Origin of the sequence: Pseudoxanthomonas sp. YR558, from assembly GCF_900116385.1 — a bacterium.
GTDB lineage: Bacteria > Pseudomonadota > Gammaproteobacteria > Xanthomonadales > Xanthomonadaceae > Pseudoxanthomonas_A.
In genome coordinates, this window is the sequence record NZ_FPCI01000002.1 from 1,232,567 (window position 1) to 1,250,070 (window position 17,504).

15 protein-coding genes are annotated in these 17,504 nt (G+C 68.2%); 3 read left to right on the forward strand and 12 right to left on the reverse strand.

Annotated features, from left to right (window positions below; all coding sequences use genetic code 11):
• Positions 1-74: 74 nt before the first annotated feature.
• Entirely contained in the window at positions 75-617 is a 543-nt protein-coding gene (locus tag BM365_RS17375) for a DUF3293 domain-containing protein (protein WP_093490694.1), read from the reverse strand.
• A 35-nt stretch (positions 618-652) separates the two neighbouring features.
• On the opposite strand from BM365_RS17375, the gene BM365_RS17380 reads away from it, so the two are divergent.
• Together BM365_RS17380 and BM365_RS17385 are read left to right on the forward strand one after the other, a co-directional pair.
• Positions 653-1,804 carry a pyridoxal phosphate-dependent aminotransferase gene (locus BM365_RS17380; protein ID WP_093490695.1) on the forward strand — a complete coding sequence of 384 codons (1,152 nt, stop codon included), beginning with the start codon at positions 653-655 and terminating at the stop codon, positions 1,802-1,804.
• Positions 1,805-1,822: 18 nt separating this feature from the next.
• A complete protein-coding gene (locus BM365_RS17385; protein WP_093490696.1) occupies positions 1,823-2,620 on the forward strand; it encodes an amidohydrolase in 798 nt (265 codons plus the stop codon).
• A 657-nt stretch (positions 2,621-3,277) separates the two neighbouring features.
• Here the strand turns inward: BM365_RS17385 and BM365_RS17390 are convergent.
• Genes BM365_RS17390 through BM365_RS17405 form a run of 4 tightly spaced genes read right to left on the reverse strand, consistent with a single transcriptional unit; the run spans position 3,278 to position 7,208 of the window.
• Complete coding sequence (locus BM365_RS17390) at positions 3,278-3,724, reverse strand: PaaI family thioesterase (protein WP_093490697.1); 447 nt, start codon at positions 3,722-3,724, stop codon at positions 3,278-3,280.
• Positions 3,721-4,113, reverse strand: coding sequence for a hypothetical protein (locus BM365_RS18210; RefSeq protein ID WP_233210843.1), 393 nt, complete (start codon positions 4,111-4,113; stop codon positions 3,721-3,723). Before BM365_RS18210 ends, BM365_RS17390 begins: the two co-directional genes overlap by 4 nt.
• A gap of 2 nt (positions 4,114-4,115) precedes the next feature.
• A complete protein-coding gene (locus BM365_RS17400; RefSeq protein ID WP_093490698.1) occupies positions 4,116-5,321 on the reverse strand; it encodes a PQQ-dependent sugar dehydrogenase in 1,206 nt (401 codons plus the stop codon).
• Positions 5,322-5,345: 24 nt separating this feature from the next.
• A complete protein-coding gene (locus BM365_RS17405) occupies positions 5,346-7,208 on the reverse strand; it encodes an ABC transporter ATP-binding protein (RefSeq protein WP_093490699.1) in 1,863 nt (620 codons plus the stop codon).
• Positions 7,209-7,276: 68 nt separating this feature from the next.
• Between BM365_RS17405 and BM365_RS17410 the strand changes: the two genes are divergently transcribed.
• Positions 7,277-8,773, forward strand: a complete 1,497-nt coding sequence (locus tag BM365_RS17410; RefSeq protein WP_093490700.1) for a S8 family peptidase — start codon at positions 7,277-7,279, stop codon at positions 8,771-8,773.
• Between the two features lie 8 nt (positions 8,774-8,781).
• On the opposite strand, the gene BM365_RS17415 is transcribed toward BM365_RS17410, so the two are convergent.
• The 7 genes from BM365_RS17415 to BM365_RS17445 all read right to left on the reverse strand — a co-directional run bounded on the left by BM365_RS17415 (position 8,782) and on the right by BM365_RS17445 (position 17,417).
• Positions 8,782-9,882: an efflux RND transporter periplasmic adaptor subunit gene (locus tag BM365_RS17415; RefSeq protein ID WP_093490701.1), complete on the reverse strand. Its 1,101-nt coding sequence runs from the start codon at positions 9,880-9,882 to the stop codon at positions 8,782-8,784.
• Positions 9,883-9,903: 21 nt separating this feature from the next.
• Positions 9,904-12,990 carry an efflux RND transporter permease subunit gene (locus BM365_RS17420; RefSeq protein WP_093490867.1) on the reverse strand — a complete coding sequence of 1,029 codons (3,087 nt, stop codon included), beginning with the start codon at positions 12,988-12,990 and terminating at the stop codon, positions 9,904-9,906.
• A 319-nt stretch (positions 12,991-13,309) separates the two neighbouring features.
• Positions 13,310-14,158, reverse strand: a complete 849-nt coding sequence (locus BM365_RS17425) for a LytR/AlgR family response regulator transcription factor (protein WP_093490702.1) — start codon at positions 14,156-14,158, stop codon at positions 13,310-13,312.
• 3 nt (positions 14,159-14,161) lie between these two features.
• Positions 14,162-15,247 carry a sensor histidine kinase gene (locus BM365_RS17430; protein WP_158253507.1) on the reverse strand — a complete coding sequence of 362 codons (1,086 nt, stop codon included), beginning with the start codon at positions 15,245-15,247 and terminating at the stop codon, positions 14,162-14,164.
• A gap of 108 nt (positions 15,248-15,355) precedes the next feature.
• Positions 15,356-16,000 (reverse strand): trimeric intracellular cation channel family protein, encoded by a 645-nt coding sequence (locus tag BM365_RS17435; protein ID WP_093490704.1) that lies wholly within the window; start codon positions 15,998-16,000, stop codon positions 15,356-15,358.
• A gap of 45 nt (positions 16,001-16,045) precedes the next feature.
• Positions 16,046-16,486 (reverse strand): carboxymuconolactone decarboxylase family protein, encoded by a 441-nt coding sequence (locus BM365_RS17440; protein WP_093490705.1) that lies wholly within the window; start codon positions 16,484-16,486, stop codon positions 16,046-16,048.
• Positions 16,487-16,529: 43 nt separating this feature from the next.
• Positions 16,530-17,417, reverse strand: a complete 888-nt coding sequence (locus BM365_RS17445) for an RNA polymerase sigma-70 factor (protein ID WP_093490706.1) — start codon at positions 17,415-17,417, stop codon at positions 16,530-16,532.
• Between the last annotated feature and the right edge of the window lie 87 nt (positions 17,418-17,504).

Consider the following 17,504-nt stretch of genomic DNA (forward strand, 5'->3'; position numbering starts at 1 on the left):
TCAGCCGCCCATTCTAAACGGTGTCACCCGTCAGGCCGCCTGCGACATACGGTCGCGCCCCGCGGGGCCCCTTCTTAGCCCACCCAGTCCGTGTGTGGATCGCCGTCGGCACCGGCCGGGCGCGGCCACATCATCCGCAGGCGGACCGGTTCGCCCGCGCTCCAGCAGAGGGTGCCGCCCTGGCCAAATTCCCGAGCCAGCGCGTCGGCCTGGGCCAGCGTGGCGTCCAGCACCAGGCAGCCGTATTCGACCATGCCACCGCGGTTGTCGCAGCCGAGGGCCGGATGCAGCGTCAACCCAAGCGTCTGTACGCGCGCTTCCAGCCGGGCCTGCGCGGCGTCGTTGTCCGCGCGCGACGCCTCGCCGGGTGGGGGATTCCACGCGGTGATGAACAGATAGCGGTCCGCCATGACCTGGCGTTCGACCTCGGGGGCGGACAGGCCGGTGCAGAACAGCCATTCCTTGCGGCCGATCGTGACGAAATAGTGCGCCGCGGCCCAGGCGATCGCCAGCCGCGCGCGCTCGGCATCGGGGACTTCCCCGTTCGCGGTGCCGTCGGCAGGAACGCTGTGTTCGGCCATGGCCGCATCATCGCGCGTAACGTCGAGCGCGTACACTCCGTGCTCCCCCTCCGCCGAGTATCTGAACCGGGATGTTCCAGCCGCAGACCAAGCTGCCCAAGGTGGGCACCACCATCTTCACCGTGATGTCGCAGCTCGCCGCCGAGCACGGCGCGGTCAACCTGGGGCAGGGCTTCCCGGATTTCGCGGTGCCGCAGCGGCTGGTGGACGAACTCGACGCCGCCATGCGCGCCGGTCACAACCAGTACGCGCCGATGACGGGCGTGGCGCCGCTGCGCCAGGCCATCGCCGAGAAGGTGCTGCGCTGCTACGGCCGCGAGGTGAACCCGGACACCGAGATCACCGTGACCAGCGGTGCGACCGAAGCGCTGTTCAACGCCATCCACGCCGTGGTGCGCCCGGGCGAAGAAGTCATCGTGCTAGACCCGGCCTACGACAGCTACGAACCGGCGATCGACCTGGCCGGTGCGCGCGCCGTGCACGTGCCGCTGGACCCGCAGACCTTCGCGGTGGACTGGGACCGCGTGCGCGCCGCGATCACCCCGCGCACGCGCATGCTGATCGTCAACAGCCCGCACAACCCGTCCGGTGCGATGTTCGACGAGGCCGATATCCGTGCGCTGTCCGCATTGCTGGAAGGCACCGGCATCTACCTGATTTCCGACGAGGTCTACGAGCACATCGTGTTCGATGGCCGCCGCCATGAATCGATCTTGCGGTATCCGGAACTGGCCGCACGCGCGTTCGTCGTCTCCAGCTTCGGCAAGACCTACCACTGCACCGGCTGGAAGATCGGCTACGCCATCGCGCCGCCGGCGCTGAGCGCGGAGTTCCGCAAGGTCCACCAGTACAACGTGTTCTGCACGTTCGCGCCGGCACAGCACGCGTTCGCCGCGATGATCCGGCAGGAACCGGAGCACTACGAGCAACTGGGCGCGTTCTACCAGGAGAAGCGCAACCGTTTCCGCGAGCAGCTGCTGGGCACGAAGTTCGTGCCGCTGCCGGTGCCTGGCGGCTATTTCCAGCTGGTCGATTATTCGGCGGTCAGCGACCTGCCGGATGCCGAGTTCGTGAAGTGGTTGACCGTCGAGCATGGCGTCACCGCGATCCCGCTGTCCCCGTTCTACGAAACGCCGCCGACCGGCCAACGCTTGGCGCGGCTGTGCTTCGCGAAGAACGAGGCGACGCTGGATGCGGCGATCGCGCGGTTGAAGACGCTGTAAGCGGATACGGAGACACAGATGCAGGACCTCCGCATTTCCCTCGTCCAGGGCGAGACCCGCTGGCACGATCCGGCGGGTAACCGCGACTACTACGGGGCGTTGATCGCGCCGCTCGCGGGGCAGACCGATCTGGTCGTCCTGCCGGAAACGTTCACCAGCGGCTTCAGCAACGAGGCCATCGACCAAGCTGAAGGCATGGACGGCGCCACGGTGGCGTGGATCCGCGAGCAGGCGGCGACGCTCAATGCGGCGATCACCGGCAGCGTGCAGCTGCGCACGGCGGAAGGCGTGTTCAACCGCCTGCTGTTTGCCACGCCCGACGGCGATCTGCAGCACTACGACAAGCGCCATCTGTTCCGCTATGCCAACGAGCACATGCGGTATGCGGCAGGCAGCGAGCGATTGACGCTCGAATGGAAGGGCTGGCGGATCAATCCGCTGGTCTGCTACGACCTGCGCTTCCCGGTGTTCGCGCGCAACCGGTACGACGTGGAGCGGCCGGGGCAGCTGGATTTCGATCTGCAGTTGTTCGTCGCGAACTGGCCGGCGCCGCGCGCCTACGCGTGGAAGACGCTGTTGCGGGCGCGTGCGATCGAGAACCTGTGCTACGTGGCGGCGGTCAATCGTGCGGGCACGGACGGCAACGGGCACGCGTACAGCGGCGACAGTGCGGTGATCGATTTCCTGGGGCAGCCGGTGGTGGAGTTGCCGGCGGGCGAGGGGGTGGCGACGTCGACGATCTCGGCGGCGGCGTTGGCGGCGCATCGGGAGAAGTTCCCGGCGATGCTGGATGCGGATCGGTTCGAGTTGCGCTGAGCTGCTACGGCGGGTTTTCGGGGCCTGCGGCGTCGCGTTGGTCGGCAAGTCCGAATGGTGCCGCTGGCCGCGGAGGCCTTACTTTCTTTGCTTGTGCAAAGAAAGTAAGCAAAGAAAGCACACCCCGGCGGTCCGCCCACCGCTGCGCGGCGGGTGCGCAGTCACGACGGGAATTTTCGGACGGGGCATCCTGCCCCGGCCGAAAACGGCGCACGTCCTGTGCGCCGCCCCTTCGGGGTTTGACCCGCCGTGCCTGCCGGACCTCAGGGGCCCCGAGAGCCGCGACTGAAGAATCGACGCGCGCCTTTGCCCTTGCTCCAGTTTTCGGGCCCCCATGAGGCACGGCGAGTGGGCCGGGTAAAACCCGCAGGGCGCCGCCCCGGATGGGCGGCGTTTTCGTATGGCACATGGATGTGTCTTACGAAAATTCCCGGATCGCTCGCGAACCCGGAGCGAAGCGCAGGGCGTGCCGCCTGGGGTGTGTTTCTTTGATTCTTTCTTTGCACAAGCAAAGAAAGAAGGCCTCCGCGGCGAGCGGCGCCATGACCAGTCTCCATGGGTTCAACCGCAAGAGGCGTGAACCCAATGCGTTCACGCAATCCTGTGCACATCACGCTCATGACAGCGGCGATGCTGTCGCACGTCGATGTCGCGCGCTCAGCCCGCCTTCTGCGGCAGGATCTGGCACACCGCCTGGCACATCGCCAGCACCCGACCCGCGTCGTCGCGCACCTCGCCGGCCAGGAACAACTGATTGCGCGTGCGCTCCACCAACCGCGCATGGCAGGTGATGTGCGGCATCTCCTGCGTCACCGGGCGCAGGTACTGCGTATTGAGCGACGTCGTCACGCTGGGTGGGGCGATCAGGTACGAGAACGGACCCAGCGTGTTGTCCAGCGCCGCGACGATGAAACCGCCCTGCATGTGCCCGATCGGGTTCTGGTAGCGCGGCAGCACCGGGAAACGCATGGCCAGCGACTGGCCCTCCACGTACTCCACCGGCTCGCCCTGCATGTCGACCAGGCAGGGCGGCGGAATCTGCAACGGCACGCCCGCGGGCAATCGCGCACGCAGCAGGGCGTTGATGTCGGCGGCGTCGGTCATGGCGTGAAGCTCAGTTCGAAGGACGTATAGAACGGAGCGCGGGGCGGGGCGGCCAGCGTCTTGTGGTTGATCTGCTTCTGCACGCAGATCGCCAGCGGCGTGGCGCCGTCGCGCCAGGTGCGGCGAACGGCGCCGCCGGCATCCAGCTCGGCCACGATCACGAACGGCGCGGTGTCGGCGTTGGGCGTGGCGCATTCGGCGATCGCATCGCCGAGTACGCCCGATTGCGCATCGCGCATCGCCTGCGAGGTGGCCGCCGGCAATGAGGCTTCATCGGCATCGGCGCGCTGCTTGGCCTGCGTGTAGTCGGTGGGCGACTGCGCGTGCGCGGCGGTGGCCGCCGCCATGGCAAGGACGAACAGTGCCGTCGTGCGAATCAGAGGGCGCATGGTCACGGCGCCTTCGGCGGTTCGATCCGCAGCAGCTTGCCGTCTTCTTCGTCGGTGACCACGTAGACGTTGCCATCGGGGCCGACGCGCACATCGCGCACGCGCTCGCCGATCTCGTTGAGCAGGCGCTCCTCGCCCAGCACCGTGTCGCCCTGCAGGGTCAGACGGATCAGGTTGCGCTCGGCCAGCGAACCGAGGAACACGCTGTCGTTCCACGGACTGTCCGGCTGGCCCGTGTAGAACGCCATGCCGGACACGCCCGGCGACTTCTCCCACAGGTGGAAGGGCTGTTCCATGCCGTCCTTCGCCTTGCCTTCCGCCTCGGGAATCGGCTGGCCGGAGTAGTTGATGCCGTAGGTGATGATCGGCCAGCCGTAATTCTTGCCGGCCTCGGGCAGGTTGATCTCGTCGCCGCCGCGTGGGCCATGCTCGCTCTGCCAGAGCTTACCGGTGCGCGGGTCCAGCGCCATGCCCTGCATGTTGCGGTGGCCGTAGCTGAAGATTTCCGGGCGTGCGCCGCTCTTGCCGACGAAGGGATTGTCCTGCGGCACGCTGCCATCCAGGTTCAGGCGCACGAGCTTGCCCTGCAGCTTGTCCAGTTCCTGCGACATCGCGCGCTTGTTGCGCTCGCCCTGGCTGATGAAGAGATGGCCTTGGCCGTCGAATACGAGGCGCGAGCCGAAATGGTTCGGGCCGTCGACTTTCGGCTCCTGGCGATAGATCACCTTGACGTCGGTGAGCGCATCGCCGGCCAGCGTGCCGTAGGCCACCGCCGTGCCGGCGGTGCCGTTGTCGCCGGGTTCGGCGTAGCTGAGATAGATGCGCTGTGTGCTGGCGAAGTCAGGCGCCAGTACCACATCGAGCAGGCCGCCCTGGCCGGTGGCGAACACCTTCGGCACGCCCGTGATCGGGGCGGATACCGCGCCGTCGGTGCCGACGCGGCGCAGTGCGCCGCTGCGCTCGGTGACCAACATGCCGCCGTCCGGCAGGAAGGCCAGCGACCACGGATGGGACAGCCCGCTCGCCACCTGGGTGACGCGGATCTGGCCCTTGGCGCTGGTCAGCGTCTGCGCAGGCTGGCTGGCGGGTGCGGCCTGTGCCGCTGCGGGCGCCTTGGCTTCGGCATCGCTCTTGGCGGAGGAATTGCACGCGGCCAACGGCAGCGCGAGGAGGAGGGCGGTGGCGAGTCGGTGGGGAACGTGGCGCAACGTCGTGTCTCCTGTGGGGGAAGGTCAGCGGTAGCCGGCGGCCTGCAGTTCGAACAGTTCCGCATAGCGACCACCCTGGGCCATGAGGTGCTCATGCGTGCCGCTGGCTTCCAGCCGGCCTTCATTGAGCACCAGGATGCGATCGGCCATGCGGACGCTGGAAAAACGGTGCGAGATCAGCACGGCGGTCCGATTGTCCGACAATTCCTTGAAGCGTTGGAAGACCTCGAACTCCGATCGCGCATCGAGAGCAGCCGTCGGTTCATCGAGGATCATCACTTGCGCATCGCGCATGTAGGCCCGCGCGATGGCGATCTTCTGCCACTGTCCGCCGGAAAGATCCACGCTGTCCTTGAAGCGGCGACCCACGAGCTGGTCGTAACCGCGCGGCAGCCCCTCGATCACCTCGTCGGCCATCGCGCGCGCGGCGGCGGCGCGCACGCGCGCCTGGTCGTGCATCGCCTCGATGCGGCCGACGCCGATGTTCTCGCCCGCGGTCAGGTGGTAGCGCACGAAATCCTGGAAGATCACGCCGGTGTTGGCGCGCAGGTCGTCGAGGTCGTACTCGCGCAGGTCCCGCCCATCGAGAAGGATGCGGCCCTCGTCCGGGTCATACAGGCGCGCGAGCAGCTTCACCAGCGTGGTCTTGCCGGCGCCGTTCTCGCCCACCAGCGCCAGCACCTCGCCCGCGTGCAGTTCGAAATCCAGGTGCCGCACGGCCCAGCGCTCGGCATCGGGATAGCGGAAGCCGACGTTTTCGAACACAAAGCCACGGGTGATCGGCCGAGGCACCGGGACGGGATCCGCGGGCGAGGCGATTTCGGGTTCGATCTCGAAGAACGAGAACAGATCGTCCAGATAGAGCGCCTGTCCGGCGACTTGCGAGAAGCCGATCAACAGGCCTTCCAGCAACTGACGCAGGCGCAGGAAGCTGCCGGCGAGGAAAGTCAGGTCGCCGATGCTGAAATCGCCGCGTACGGTGCGCCACGCGATGTAGCCATAGGCCACGTAGTAGCCCAGCGTGCCGAGCCCTGCCAGCAGTGCGCCCCAGAGCGCGCGGCGGCGCGCCAGCGCGCGGTTGGCGGCGAAGAACTTCTCGGCGAGCGCGCGGTAGCGGTCGATCAGGAACCGGTGGAGGTTGAAGATCTTCACCTCCTTCGCCGTTTCCACGCTGGCGCCCATCTGACGCAGGTATTCCAGCTGGCGACGCTCGGGCGTCCACTGGAAGTTGAGCGAATAGCCCAACGCGTTGAAATGCGCCTCGCCGACGAAGGCCGGCACCAGCGCCAGCGCCAGCAACGCGATCAGCCATGGCGCGTACACCAGCAGGCCGGCGGCGAAACTCGCGACGGTGATGGCGTCCTGCACCTGACCGAACAGCTGGCTCATCAGGTTCATGCGGCCCATCGTCTGCCGGCGCGCGCGGTCCAGCTTGTCCTGCAGGTCGGGGTCCTCGAAGTCCTCCAGGTCCAGCTGTGCCGCGTGCTCCATCAGGCGGATGCTGGTGGCATTGGTGAACAGTTCCGACAGCAGCGCATCGGCGTAGCTCACCAGCCGGCCCAACAGGTCCGAGACGATGGCGAGCGCGAATTCCAGCGCGAGCAATCCCAGCAGCGTGTCGAGCTGGCCGCTGCGCCACGCGTCGCTCAGCGTGTCGAACCCCAGGCCCAGCCCGACCAGGCGGATCGCTTCGTCGATGATCAGCTTGCCGATGTACAGCGTGGCTACCGGCATCAACGCGCGCACGACGCGCAGGCCGAGGCTGGCGAGGGTCAGCGTGCGGCTGGTCTGCCAGATCTGTCGCAGGAAAGGCGCCAGGTTGCGCATCGCATCGAAGCGTTCGCGCAGGTTGGGTCCGGTGGCTCGAGCGTTGCGCGGTGACGGCATCGGGGGTGGCGCTGGCCAGCGGCGATGCCGCGAAGCGGGTAATCTAGCCCAACTCACAGGGGGTCGAGATGAAGAAGCTCGTCGTGATGGCGTGCCTGCTGTTGGCGGGCGCGCAGGCGGTCGCCACGGAAAAGGTGTCGTTCCAGGCCAAGCAGGTGGCGCAACAGCAGGGGCGTGCGCGTGTCGTGGTGCTGATGGATGACGTCGGGGCGGGTGCGGCGGGGACGCCGCGCAACCTGACCATCGCGAAGGAACAGCGCTTGCGCCGCCAGGGTGATGCGGTGCTCGGCACCTTGCCGGCCGCCGGATACCGGCTACATCGGCGCTTCGCGCGTGTGCCCGCGCTGGTGATCGAGGCCGACGCCGATGTCCTGCGCCGACTCGAACGCAATGTGTGGGTGCGCAAGGTGGACGTGGACCGGGGAGGCACCGGCGGCGCCGTCGCGGCGGACGAAAGTTCCGTGCTCAACCGGGTGGACCTGTTGCATGGCGTGGGACTCGATGGCACCGGCATCAAGGTCGCGGTCGTCGATACCGGGGTGGATACGGATCACCCGGATCTGGCCCCGCGCGTGGTGGCCCAGCAATGCTTCTGCTCGCGGCTTTCCGGCAGCGGCGGGTGTTGTCCGAACGGGCAGGCCACGCAGTCGGGTGCAGGCGCTGCAGAAGACGATCATGGCCACGGCACCAACGTCAGCGGCATCATGGTCGGCGCCGGCAATGTCGCGCCCCGCGGCGCGCTGCCGGCCGCGCAGCTGGTCGCCATCAAGGTGATGGATGGCGGCAACGGCTTCTGCTGCACCTCGGACGTGGTCGCCGCGCTGGACTGGATCGCGACCCAACATCCCGACACCACCGTGGTCAACCTCAGCCTGGGCACTTGGGATCTGTTTGCAGGCGCTTGCGATGCGTCGGCGTCCTACCTCACCGCGTTGAAAAGCGCCGTCGATACGCTGAACGCGCAGGGCACCGTCGTGGTGGCGTCCAGCGGCAACCAGGGCGATCTGCAACGGATGGCCGCGCCGGCCTGCTTGAGCAATGTGCTCGGTGTGGCGGCGACCTGGGATATGACGGCGGGGTCGACGACCTTCCTGGGATGCACGGAGACTTCGCGATCACCGCGGCAGCCGACCTGCTTCAGCAATCGCAGCACGACGACGGCGTTGTTCGCCGCGGGTGCGTTCGTCCAGTCGACCGGTTTGAACGGTGGCCTCTCGTCCTATGGCGGCACGTCGCAGGCCGCACCGATGGTGGCCGCCTGCGCGGCGGCTCTGCACCAAGCGGCGCCGTTGGCCACGCCGTATCAACGCATGGCGGTCATGCAGCTGTCGCCGTTGCGACTGAACGACGCCGCTTCGGGGGGGCAGTATCCGTTCCTGGATTGCTTGGATGCGGCGAAAATCCTCGATCCCGCGCGATTCCTCGTCCGCATGAACGGCTCGCAGCCGCTCATTCCCTCGCGTCCCGCGCCAACGTCGCCTGCTGCCACGATTCCGGTACTGCGCGTGCCGGGCGAAGGGCGTGCGCCGCCGCGTCCCAGCCGTGCCCGCGTGCTCGAGCGCTGACGCTCGCGTCAGCGCATCGCCAGCGCAATCGCCAGCGACTGCACGGACACCGCCTGGCCGGGCTCGACGCGTTCACCGCCGCGCACGATCAGGCGATCGCCGGCGCGTACGTCGCCGCTGACTTCGACCAGGTCGTCCACCGCCGCGCCGGTCTTCACTGCCAGGCGTTCTGCCTTCCCGGCGGCGTCCACGCGCAGGACGAAGTCGCCTTCGCGGCGCAGGATGACCGCATCGCGCGGGACGGCGACCACGCTGCGGGTTTCCGCACTGGGCAGACCGACGTCCACCGCGGTGCCCACCGGGGCCTGCAGGTCCCGCACGGCGATCCGCAGTTCGAGCTGGCGCGAGGCTTCATCGCCGACCGGGACCAATGCACTCACCGGATAGTCGCGCTCGGCGCCGTTGCTGCGCACGCGCACCAGGGTGCCGCGCTCCAGGTGGCGGGCCAGGTCCACCGGGGCGCGCACGCGTACTTCCGGCGCCGCGGTGTCCACCAATCGCGCCACGGACGCACCGGTCACCAGGTACTCGCCGCGTTGGGTATGCCGCTCGGCGACGATGCCGTCGAACGGCGCACGCACCACCATCTGCGAGCGCTGGTGGCGGAGTTGCGCGAGCTGTGCCTGCACGCGTGCGCGGTCCTGCGCCAGCACGTCGCGGTCGGCGCGCAGTTGTTCGTATTGCGCGCGCGCGATGTTCTGTTGCGCGGCGAGCTGGGCGTACCGCTGCTCCTGCCGCGCGGCGAGATCGAGCTGGGCCTGGATGCGGGCGAGGTCGGCTTCGCTCTCGCGCTCGCGCAGGCGCAGTGCGGTGTCGTCCAGTACCGCCAGCGCCTGACCGGCGCGCACGCGCTGTCCGACCTCGGCGACCTGCAGCACACGACCTTCCAACTCGCTCGCCACCCGTGCGTCCTGCCGGCTGATGATGCTGCCGGGCGACCAGTGGCGCGGCGCGAAATCGGTTCGCACCGCCGGCGCGACACTGACGATGGCGGGCGGCGCATCCGCCGCAACAGGAGGGGCGCTGGCATCGGCGTCCAGCCGGAGCAGGGGGAGGGCGAGGACGCCGGCCAGCGCGAGGGCGATGAGGGATTTGTGCAAGGTACGCATGTCGTTCTCCGGAGCAGGGGATCAGGAAACGGGATGGGGGAGCGGCAGGTCTTCCGCCATGAAGCGTGGCGCGGTGCGGCCAGCCAGGCGCAACAGCGCAGGGACGAGCACCACGGTGAACAGCAGGCTGAGCGCGACGCCACCGACCGACACCGCGGCCAGTCCGCGATAGATCACCGCGCCGGGCCCCGGATTGATCGCCATCGGCAGCGCGCCGAGCACACCGGTCAGGGCGGCGATGAGGATTGGACGCAGCCGTTGTTCGAGCGCTTGCTTGAGCGCGTCGTCCAGTGATGCACCGTCGGCCTGCGCTTCACGCGTCTGGGCGACCAGCAGGATGGCGTTGTTGATCACCATGCCCAGCAGCATGATGAAACCGATCATCGACAGGAGATCCAGCGTCTGGCCGGCGACCAGGTCGAGGACGCGCAGGCCGGCGACACCGCCCAGCACCGCCATCGGCAGGGTGGCCATGACGAAAGCGCTGTCGCGCAGTGAGCGGAACATCGCGGCCATCAGCATGAAGAGCACGACCAGCGCCATCGCGAAGTTGATGCCCATGCTGCGCACCACCTCGCCCAGCCGGTCGGCGCTGCCCGAGATGCGGATGGCCGCATCCGGCGGCAGGCTGTCGCGCAGGGTCGGCACGATCTCCTCGTTGACGATGTCCAGCGCTTCTTCCAACGACATCGCCGCGGGCGGATCGACCGTAAGCGTGACCGTGCGACGGCGATCGATGCGGCGCAGCTGGTTCGGCGCCAGCACGGTATCCACCTGCGCCAGATCGGCCAGGCTCAGCACGCCGCCCTGCGGCGTGGCCAGCGGAGCATCGCCCAAGCGCGCGATGTCGTCCTCACCGTTGCTGCGCAGGATGATCGCCAGGCGGCGGTCGCCATCGAAATGCTCGCCCAGCCACTGGCCGTCGCCCAGCGTGCGCACCACCGTGCCCAGCTCCGGGCGCCGCCAGCCGACTTCGGCCAGGCGCCGGTCGTCGGGATTGACGCGCAGCTCCGGGGTGCCGCCGTCGGCATTGGGCCAGGCCTGCACGTTGGCGCCGGCGAAACGCTCGGACAATGCTTTTCGTCCCGCCTCCGCCGCACGCGCCAGCGCATCGCCGTCGCTGTGCTGCAGGTGGATGGCGATGGCGCGCGCCGAGCCACCGAAACTGCCGAACAGTTCGCCTTCGCTGGCGAAAGCGCGCGTATCGGGGAAGCCGACCACGATCTCGTCGCGCACGATGCGCTCGAGTTCGCCGATGTCGTCCGGGTCCACCACGCGCGCACCCAGCGTGCCGCCGCCCGGCCACAGGTTGAGGTACCAGTTGCTGAGCTGCGGTCCCTTCTCGCCCTCCATGTACGGGCGCATCCGTTCCAGCAATACGGGCGCGATCTCGCGGTTCACGCGTTCGGGGCTCATCCCCGGCGGGAAGTTGAAAAAGGCGTCCACCGCGGCGCGCTTCACCGGCGGCAGGTAGTCGATCTGCGGCATCAGCACTACCGCAAGCAGGGCGGGTGCGAGGACCAGGCCGCCGACCCAGGCGAGCTGGCGCGGCCGGCCTTCGGTGGTCTTCAAGGCCCAGTCGCTGAGCCGCGACCAGAAGCGATGCTGGTTTTCCTCGCCAGGCCGCGTGCGCAGCCAACTGCCGGCCGCGGCGGGCAGCACCGTGACGGCGATCAGCAGCGATATGCCCACCGCGATGGAAATGGTCAGCGCGAGGTCGGCGAAGAGCTGGCCTTCGACGTCGTCCATGAAGATGACCGGCAGGAAGACCGCCACCGTCGTCAGCGTGGACGCGACCAATGCGCCGCCGACCTGCCGCGTGCCTTCCAGCGCCGCATGCGTGGCCGACAGGCCTTGCTCGCGCAGGCGCACGATGTTCTCCGCAACGACGACGGCGGCGTCCATCACCATGCCCACGGCGAAGGCGAGGCCGGCCAGCGAGATGACGTTGAGGCTGCGCCCGGTCAGCTGCAGCACGATGAAGGTGGCGAGCAGCGAAATGGGAATCGCACACGCGATCAGCGCGGTGGCGCGCACATCGCGCAGGAACCACCAGAGGCAGCCCACGGCGAGCAGCACGCCCGCGGTCAGGCTGCCCGACAGCAGACCGAGGGCGCGGTTGATGAAGACCGACGCGTCGAAGCTCTGGGCGATGTCCAGGCCCAGTGGCTTGAGTTCTTGCTCGCGCACGTCGGCGACGACCTGCTTCACTTCGTCCAGCGTGTCGAGCACGTTGGCGCCGCTCTCGCGCAGGATGCGCAAACCGATCGCCGGATTGCCGTTCTGGTAGGCGAAGAAGCGTTGCTCGGGGCGCTTGACCTCGACCGTGGCGACATCGGCCAGGCGCACCGGCCGGCCATCGCGCCAGGCGAGGATCAGGTTGCCCAGCGCCTCGGGCGAATAGCGACCGGCGAAGCGCAGCACATACTCGCGGCGACCGGCTTCCACCACGCCGCCCGACACATCGGTGGCACGCGCAGCGACGGCGGCGACCTCCGGGATCTGGATGCCCAGTGCCGCGGCCCGCGACAGGTCCAGGGTGATGGTCAGCTCCTCTTCTGCACCGCCATTGATCTCCACGCCGGCCACGCCATCGACGGACGTCAGCCGCGGCACGATCCGGTCTTCGATGAGCTGGCGATAGTCGAGGATGTCGCCGCGCGTGCCAGGCAGCTTCTGCACGAAGAAGTAGGTCAGCGAGTTGTTGGCGTTGTCCGCGCCGGCCTGCACCACGGGGGGCGTCGCATCGCGCGGCAGCGGCTGCAGTCGATTCATCCGCGCGAGCACTTCCACCAGCATCGCGTCCATGTCGCTGCCCACGGCGAAAGTCAGGTTGATGAAGCTGTTGCCGGCGTTGACGTTGGAGGTCATCTCCTCCAGCCCGGGCAGGCCCTGCATCACCGTTTCGATTGGCTCGACGATCTCGGATTCCATCTCCTGCGGCGAAGCCGCGCGCCAACCGGTCTGGATCGACATCTGCGGGCGCTCGATGTCCGGGAACAACTGCAGCGGCAGCTTGCCCAGGCTCAGCAGGCCGAATGCGCAGACCATCGCCACCACCACGGCGACGGCGGCGGGATTGCGCAGTGAGGCGTCAGTGAGTTTCATCGTACGTTCCGCGTGGTGGTCGGCGGTGCGCACGATGCGCGCAGTGACAAGCGGCGTTATGGCCCGGAAGTCATGCGGTAAGCCGCATTGCGGCGAGTGGTGGATGCACGACGACGAACCGAGTCCTGAGAATCTTCGTTACGCGCATCGAATGCTGTCGTAGGAGCGACGTAAGTCGCGACCGCACGAGTTGAAGGTCATGAATGCCGCAGCGAGCAGGCAACATCCTGTCGCCATTAGCGCCTCGCACGAGGCCTGGCTTGGTGAGGTTCTGGCTACACGGTCGCGACTTACGTCGCTCCTACAGAACGGCACACGCTTAGAGCAACACCGCCAGCTTGTCGCGATGGCTACGCGACAGCTTCAATTCCTGGCCGCAGTCGAGGCGCAGGAAGCTCTCGCCGTTGGTGTGCGGGCGCATTTCCACCACGCGGCGTGCGTTGACGATAGTGGAGCGGTGGATGCGGGGGAAGCGCTGCGGGTCCAGCTGTTTCTCCAGTTCGCGCATCGTCGCGCGCAGGATCAGCGTGGTGCCGTTCGCTTCGTCGCCGTCCACGTGGATGCACATGTAGTCGCCGGCGGCATCGATCCAGCGGATGCTGTGCAGGTCCACGCGCACGGTGCGGCCGCCATCGCGCACGGCGAGCTTCTCCTCGCGGCGCAGCAGGTCGAGCGCGTCCGCCTTCAGGGCCTCATCCAGGTCCAGCGGCGGACGGCCGCTGAGTTCGCCCAGCAGGCCGAGCAGGTGGGCGCAGTGGCCGCTGGCTTCGCGTTGGGCGCGTGCCTGGCGCACGCGGGCCAGCGCCTGGGCCAGCCGCGAATCTTCCACCGGTTTCAGCAGGTAGTCGGTGGCCGACGCCTCGAACGCGCGGATCGCGTAGTGATCGTAGGCGGTCACGAACACCACCAGCGGCATCTCGCTGGCGGGGATCGCCCGCAGCGTCTGGAAACCATCCAGGCCGGGCATCTGCACATCGAGAAACATCAGGTCCGGGCGGTGCTCGCGCAGGCCGGCGATGGCCGATGCGCCGTCGCCGTACTGGCCGACGATCTCGATGTCGGGATGCGCGGCGAGGCGGATTTCAAGGCCGCGACGCGCGAGCGGTTCGTCGTCGACGATGAGGGCGCGCAGGCGGGGAGCAGGGTCCGATCGGGTGGAAGCATCCATGCGTCAGTCCCCGAGCGTCTGCGAGGTTTCGAAGGGCAGGCGCAGCGACACTTCCAGACCGCGTTCGCGATTGCGCACCGAGAAACCGCCGGTGTCGCCGTACAGCACGTGCAGGCGTTCGCGCGTGTTGCGCAGGCCCACACCCTTGCCCGGCGGCAGTTCGCTGCCCTCCAGGCTGCTGCAACCCGGCCCATCGTCGATCACGCGCAGTACCAACTGCTCGCCATCGCGTTGGGCTTCGATGCGCAGCAGGCCGCCGGCGACCTGTTTGGCGACGGCGTACTTGATGGCGTTTTCGACCAGCGGCTGCAGCAGCAGGCTGGGGAGCAATGCGCGCCAGCAGTCCTCGTCGATATCGGTCTCGATGCGCAGGCGCTCGGCGAAGCGGATCTTCTCGATGTCCAGGTAGAGCGTCAACGCGTCCAGTTCCTGGCGCAACGTCACCCGCTGCATCGGATCGTTGTCCAGCGAATGGCGCAGGAACGACGACAACCCCTGCACCATGCGATTGGCGGTGGCGTTGTCGCGATCGAGGATCAGGGTGGAGATCGCGTTGAGCGTGTTGAAGAGGAAATGCGGGTTGAGCTGGTAGCGCAGCATCTTCAACTGCGCCTGGTGGGCCATGCTGCGTGCCGCGAGCGCGCGCTGGGTTTCGCCCTGCAGCTGGCGGTAGTACTTGATGCCCATGTAGGCGCCCACCCAGGCCAGCACCACGTAGATGTAGCCCAGCGAGTACGCGAGGAATTCCAGGCGGGTGGAGGGCCGGCAGGTTTCGCAGAAATCGACCAGCGCCTCGCGGGTGACGAAATCGATGACCGCCGAACTGAGCAGGATGGCCGGCATCATCACCGCCAGCAGACGGCGCGGTGGCAGCCCCCAGCAGGCGCGCAGCAGGTAGCGCAGCCCGAGGGTGACCACGGCGCCGGTGATCGTCGCCGTCAGCGGCACCACCCAGTATCCGGAGGGCTTGCCGTGCGCGACCGCATACAGGCAACCCTGCGCGAAGTAGGCGCCCCAGCCGCCCAGATGCAGCAGCCAGAAGGCCTGCTGGCGGGGCATGTCGAGGGAATGGGATGCAGCGATGGCCATGGCGGTGGACGGGGACGGACGCAGATACCGCCATGCTAAGGCCATGCACCCCGCGATGCGGCACGGCTCATCGGCCCCCGTGCACGCTTGGGCGCACGGGGACGGAGCTCAGCGCAGCGGGCCGGGTGGTTCGCCGTCGCCGCCGGACTGCAGCGCCACCGGCAGATGCCAGCCGAAGGTGATCGCGGCCATGCGCAGGCCGAAGCAGACCGCCGCGCCGACCAGCGCGCAGGGCAGGGGCGGAAGCATCAGCCAGTAGCCCACGGCGACGATCGAGGCGCCGGCGAGCGCGGCCACGGCGTAGAGTTCGGCGCGCAGCACCAGCGGCACTTGGGCCAACAGCAGGTCGCGGGCGATGCCGCCGCCGATGCCGGTCAGCATGCCCATCGCCGCCGCCATCGGCGGGGCGATGCCGTACTCCAATGCTTTCTGCGTGCCGGCGACCGCGAACAGCGCCAAGCCCATTGCATCGAACAGCCGCACCGGATGGTGCAGCTTCTCGATCAGCGAGGCCCGGAAGAACGTCACCACGCCCGCCGCCAGCGAGGTGACCGGATAGCGCCAGTCGCTGAGCGCGGCCGGTGGCGTGGCGCCGATCAGCAGGTCGCGGGTGATGCCGCCCGCGGTCGCGGCGAGGAACGACAGTACCAGCACGCCGAAGATGTCCAGGCGGCGGCGCACGCCCAGCATGGCGCCGCTGAGCGCGAACACGAACGTGCCGACCAGGTCGAGGATGAGCACCAGGGTATCCATCCCCGTATTGTGCCGCCCACGCACTGGGCCGGCGAGCGCTGCGGATCAGGCCAGGATCGGCTGCATCCCCACGCCCAGGCGATTCCAGGCGTTGATCGTGGCCACCGCCATGGTCAGCTCGGCGATGCCCTGTTCGTCGAAATGCGCCTTCAGCGCCTCATAGGTGCTGTCGGCCGGTGCGCCGGAGGGCAAGGTGGTCAGCTGCTCTGCCCAGGCCAGTGCCGCGCCTTCGCGGGCATCGAAGAAACGGCTGTCTCGCCAGCCGGCCAGCGTGTGCAGCTTGCGCGACTCCACCCCGGCCTTGACCAGTGCGCTGCTGTGCATGTCCATGCAGTAGGCGCAGCCGTTGATCTGCGAGACGCGCAGGAAGATGAGTTCGAGGAACTCCTTTCCCAGCACGCCGTTGTGGACGGCCGTGCTGGTGGCGTAGAGGCCGCGGAAGGCTTCGGGAACATGCTTGGGATAGTCGACGCGATGGAACTTCATGCTCATGGCAGTGCCTCAATGGCGGCCACACCGGCCACCTTCACTACCAGGACGCGCCACCGTCCTTCGCCGTGACAGCCGTGCCCAACTTGTCCGGATTGGCGACGGTGAAGATCTCGCTGATGCGCTCGCCGTCGCTCATCGCCACGATCACCGCGACCAGCACCCCATCGCGGTAGCGCAGGATCGCCGGTTCGCCGTTGGCCGTGCCCATGCGCCAGGCGATGGCCGGGTCCTGCCGGCGATACGCGGCCCAGAACAACCGCGCGATCCGGATCGCGCCCAGCAACGGACGGATGACGGCCTGTCCCTTGCCGCCACCATCGGAGACCAGTTGCGCGTCCTCGCGCAGCAAGGCGGTGATCGCGGGCTGGTCGCCGCGGCGCGCAGCGTCCATGAAGCGCTCCAGCAGGCGTCGGTGGTTCTCCGGCGGCACCTCGAAACGCGGCCGGCCGGCCTGCACGCGTTCGCGCGCGCGATGGACCATCTGCCGGCAGTTGGCCTCGCTCTGGCCCAGCAGGGGCGCGATCTGCGCGTAGTCGTAGTCGAAGGCTTCCTTCAGCAGGAAGGCGGCGCGCTCTTCCGGGCCCAGCCGTTCCAGCACGGCCAGGAAGGCCAGCGAAACCTGTTCCGAGACTTCGGCGGTGCGCTCCGGGCCTGGGGCCTCGTCGATGTCCGAGGGCGCGGGCAGCCACGGGCCGGTGTAGTGCTCGCGCTGCACGCGCGCCGCGCGCAGGCGGTCGATGCCCAGCCGGGTGGCGGCGGTGACCAGCCACGCCTCGGGGTCGCGGATGCCGGTCTTGTCGGTCTGCTGCCAGCGCAGCCAGGTGTCCTGGACGACATCCTCGGCGTCGCTGCGGCTGCCCAGTAGCCGGTAGGAGAGCCCGAAAAGACGGGAGCGGTGGGTTTCGAAGGTGTTTTCGGCGTTCATGCGACCAAAGACGGGGCAGGGCGACGTGGCGTGACAGCCGGGCAAGGAGTCACTTTGGCCTAAAATGGGCGCTTCCGCCCGCTACCC

Bases quoted from the DNA above. Each gene is read 5' to 3' on its own strand.
- BM365_RS17380 (WP_093490695.1), top strand. From the start codon at position 653: ATGTTCCAGCCGCAGACCAAGCTGCCCAAGGTGGGCACCACCATCTTC.
- BM365_RS17385 (WP_093490696.1), top strand. From the start codon at position 1,823: ATGCAGGACCTCCGCATTTCCCTCGTCCAGGGCGAGACCCGCTGGCAC.
- BM365_RS17390 (WP_093490697.1), bottom strand. From the start codon at position 3,724: ATGACCGACGCCGCCGACATCAACGCCCTGCTGCGTGCGCGATTGCCC.
- BM365_RS18210 (WP_233210843.1), bottom strand. From the start codon at position 4,113: ATGCGCCCTCTGATTCGCACGACGGCACTGTTCGTCCTTGCCATGGCG.
- BM365_RS17405 (WP_093490699.1), bottom strand. From the start codon at position 7,208: ATGCCGTCACCGCGCAACGCTCGAGCCACCGGACCCAACCTGCGCGAA.
- BM365_RS17410 (WP_093490700.1), top strand. From the start codon at position 7,277: ATGAAGAAGCTCGTCGTGATGGCGTGCCTGCTGTTGGCGGGCGCGCAG.
- BM365_RS17415 (WP_093490701.1), bottom strand. From the start codon at position 9,882: ATGCGTACCTTGCACAAATCCCTCATCGCCCTCGCGCTGGCCGGCGTC.
- BM365_RS17420 (WP_093490867.1), bottom strand. From the start codon at position 12,990: ATGAAACTCACTGACGCCTCACTGCGCAATCCCGCCGCCGTCGCCGTG.
- BM365_RS17425 (WP_093490702.1), bottom strand. From the start codon at position 14,158: ATGGATGCTTCCACCCGATCGGACCCTGCTCCCCGCCTGCGCGCCCTC.
- BM365_RS17430 (WP_158253507.1), bottom strand. From the start codon at position 15,247: ATGGCCATCGCTGCATCCCATTCCCTCGACATGCCCCGCCAGCAGGCC.
- BM365_RS17435 (WP_093490704.1), bottom strand. From the start codon at position 16,000: ATGGATACCCTGGTGCTCATCCTCGACCTGGTCGGCACGTTCGTGTTC.
- BM365_RS17440 (WP_093490705.1), bottom strand. From the start codon at position 16,486: ATGAAGTTCCATCGCGTCGACTATCCCAAGCATGTTCCCGAAGCCTTC.
- BM365_RS17445 (WP_093490706.1), bottom strand. From the start codon at position 17,417: ATGAACGCCGAAAACACCTTCGAAACCCACCGCTCCCGTCTTTTCGGG.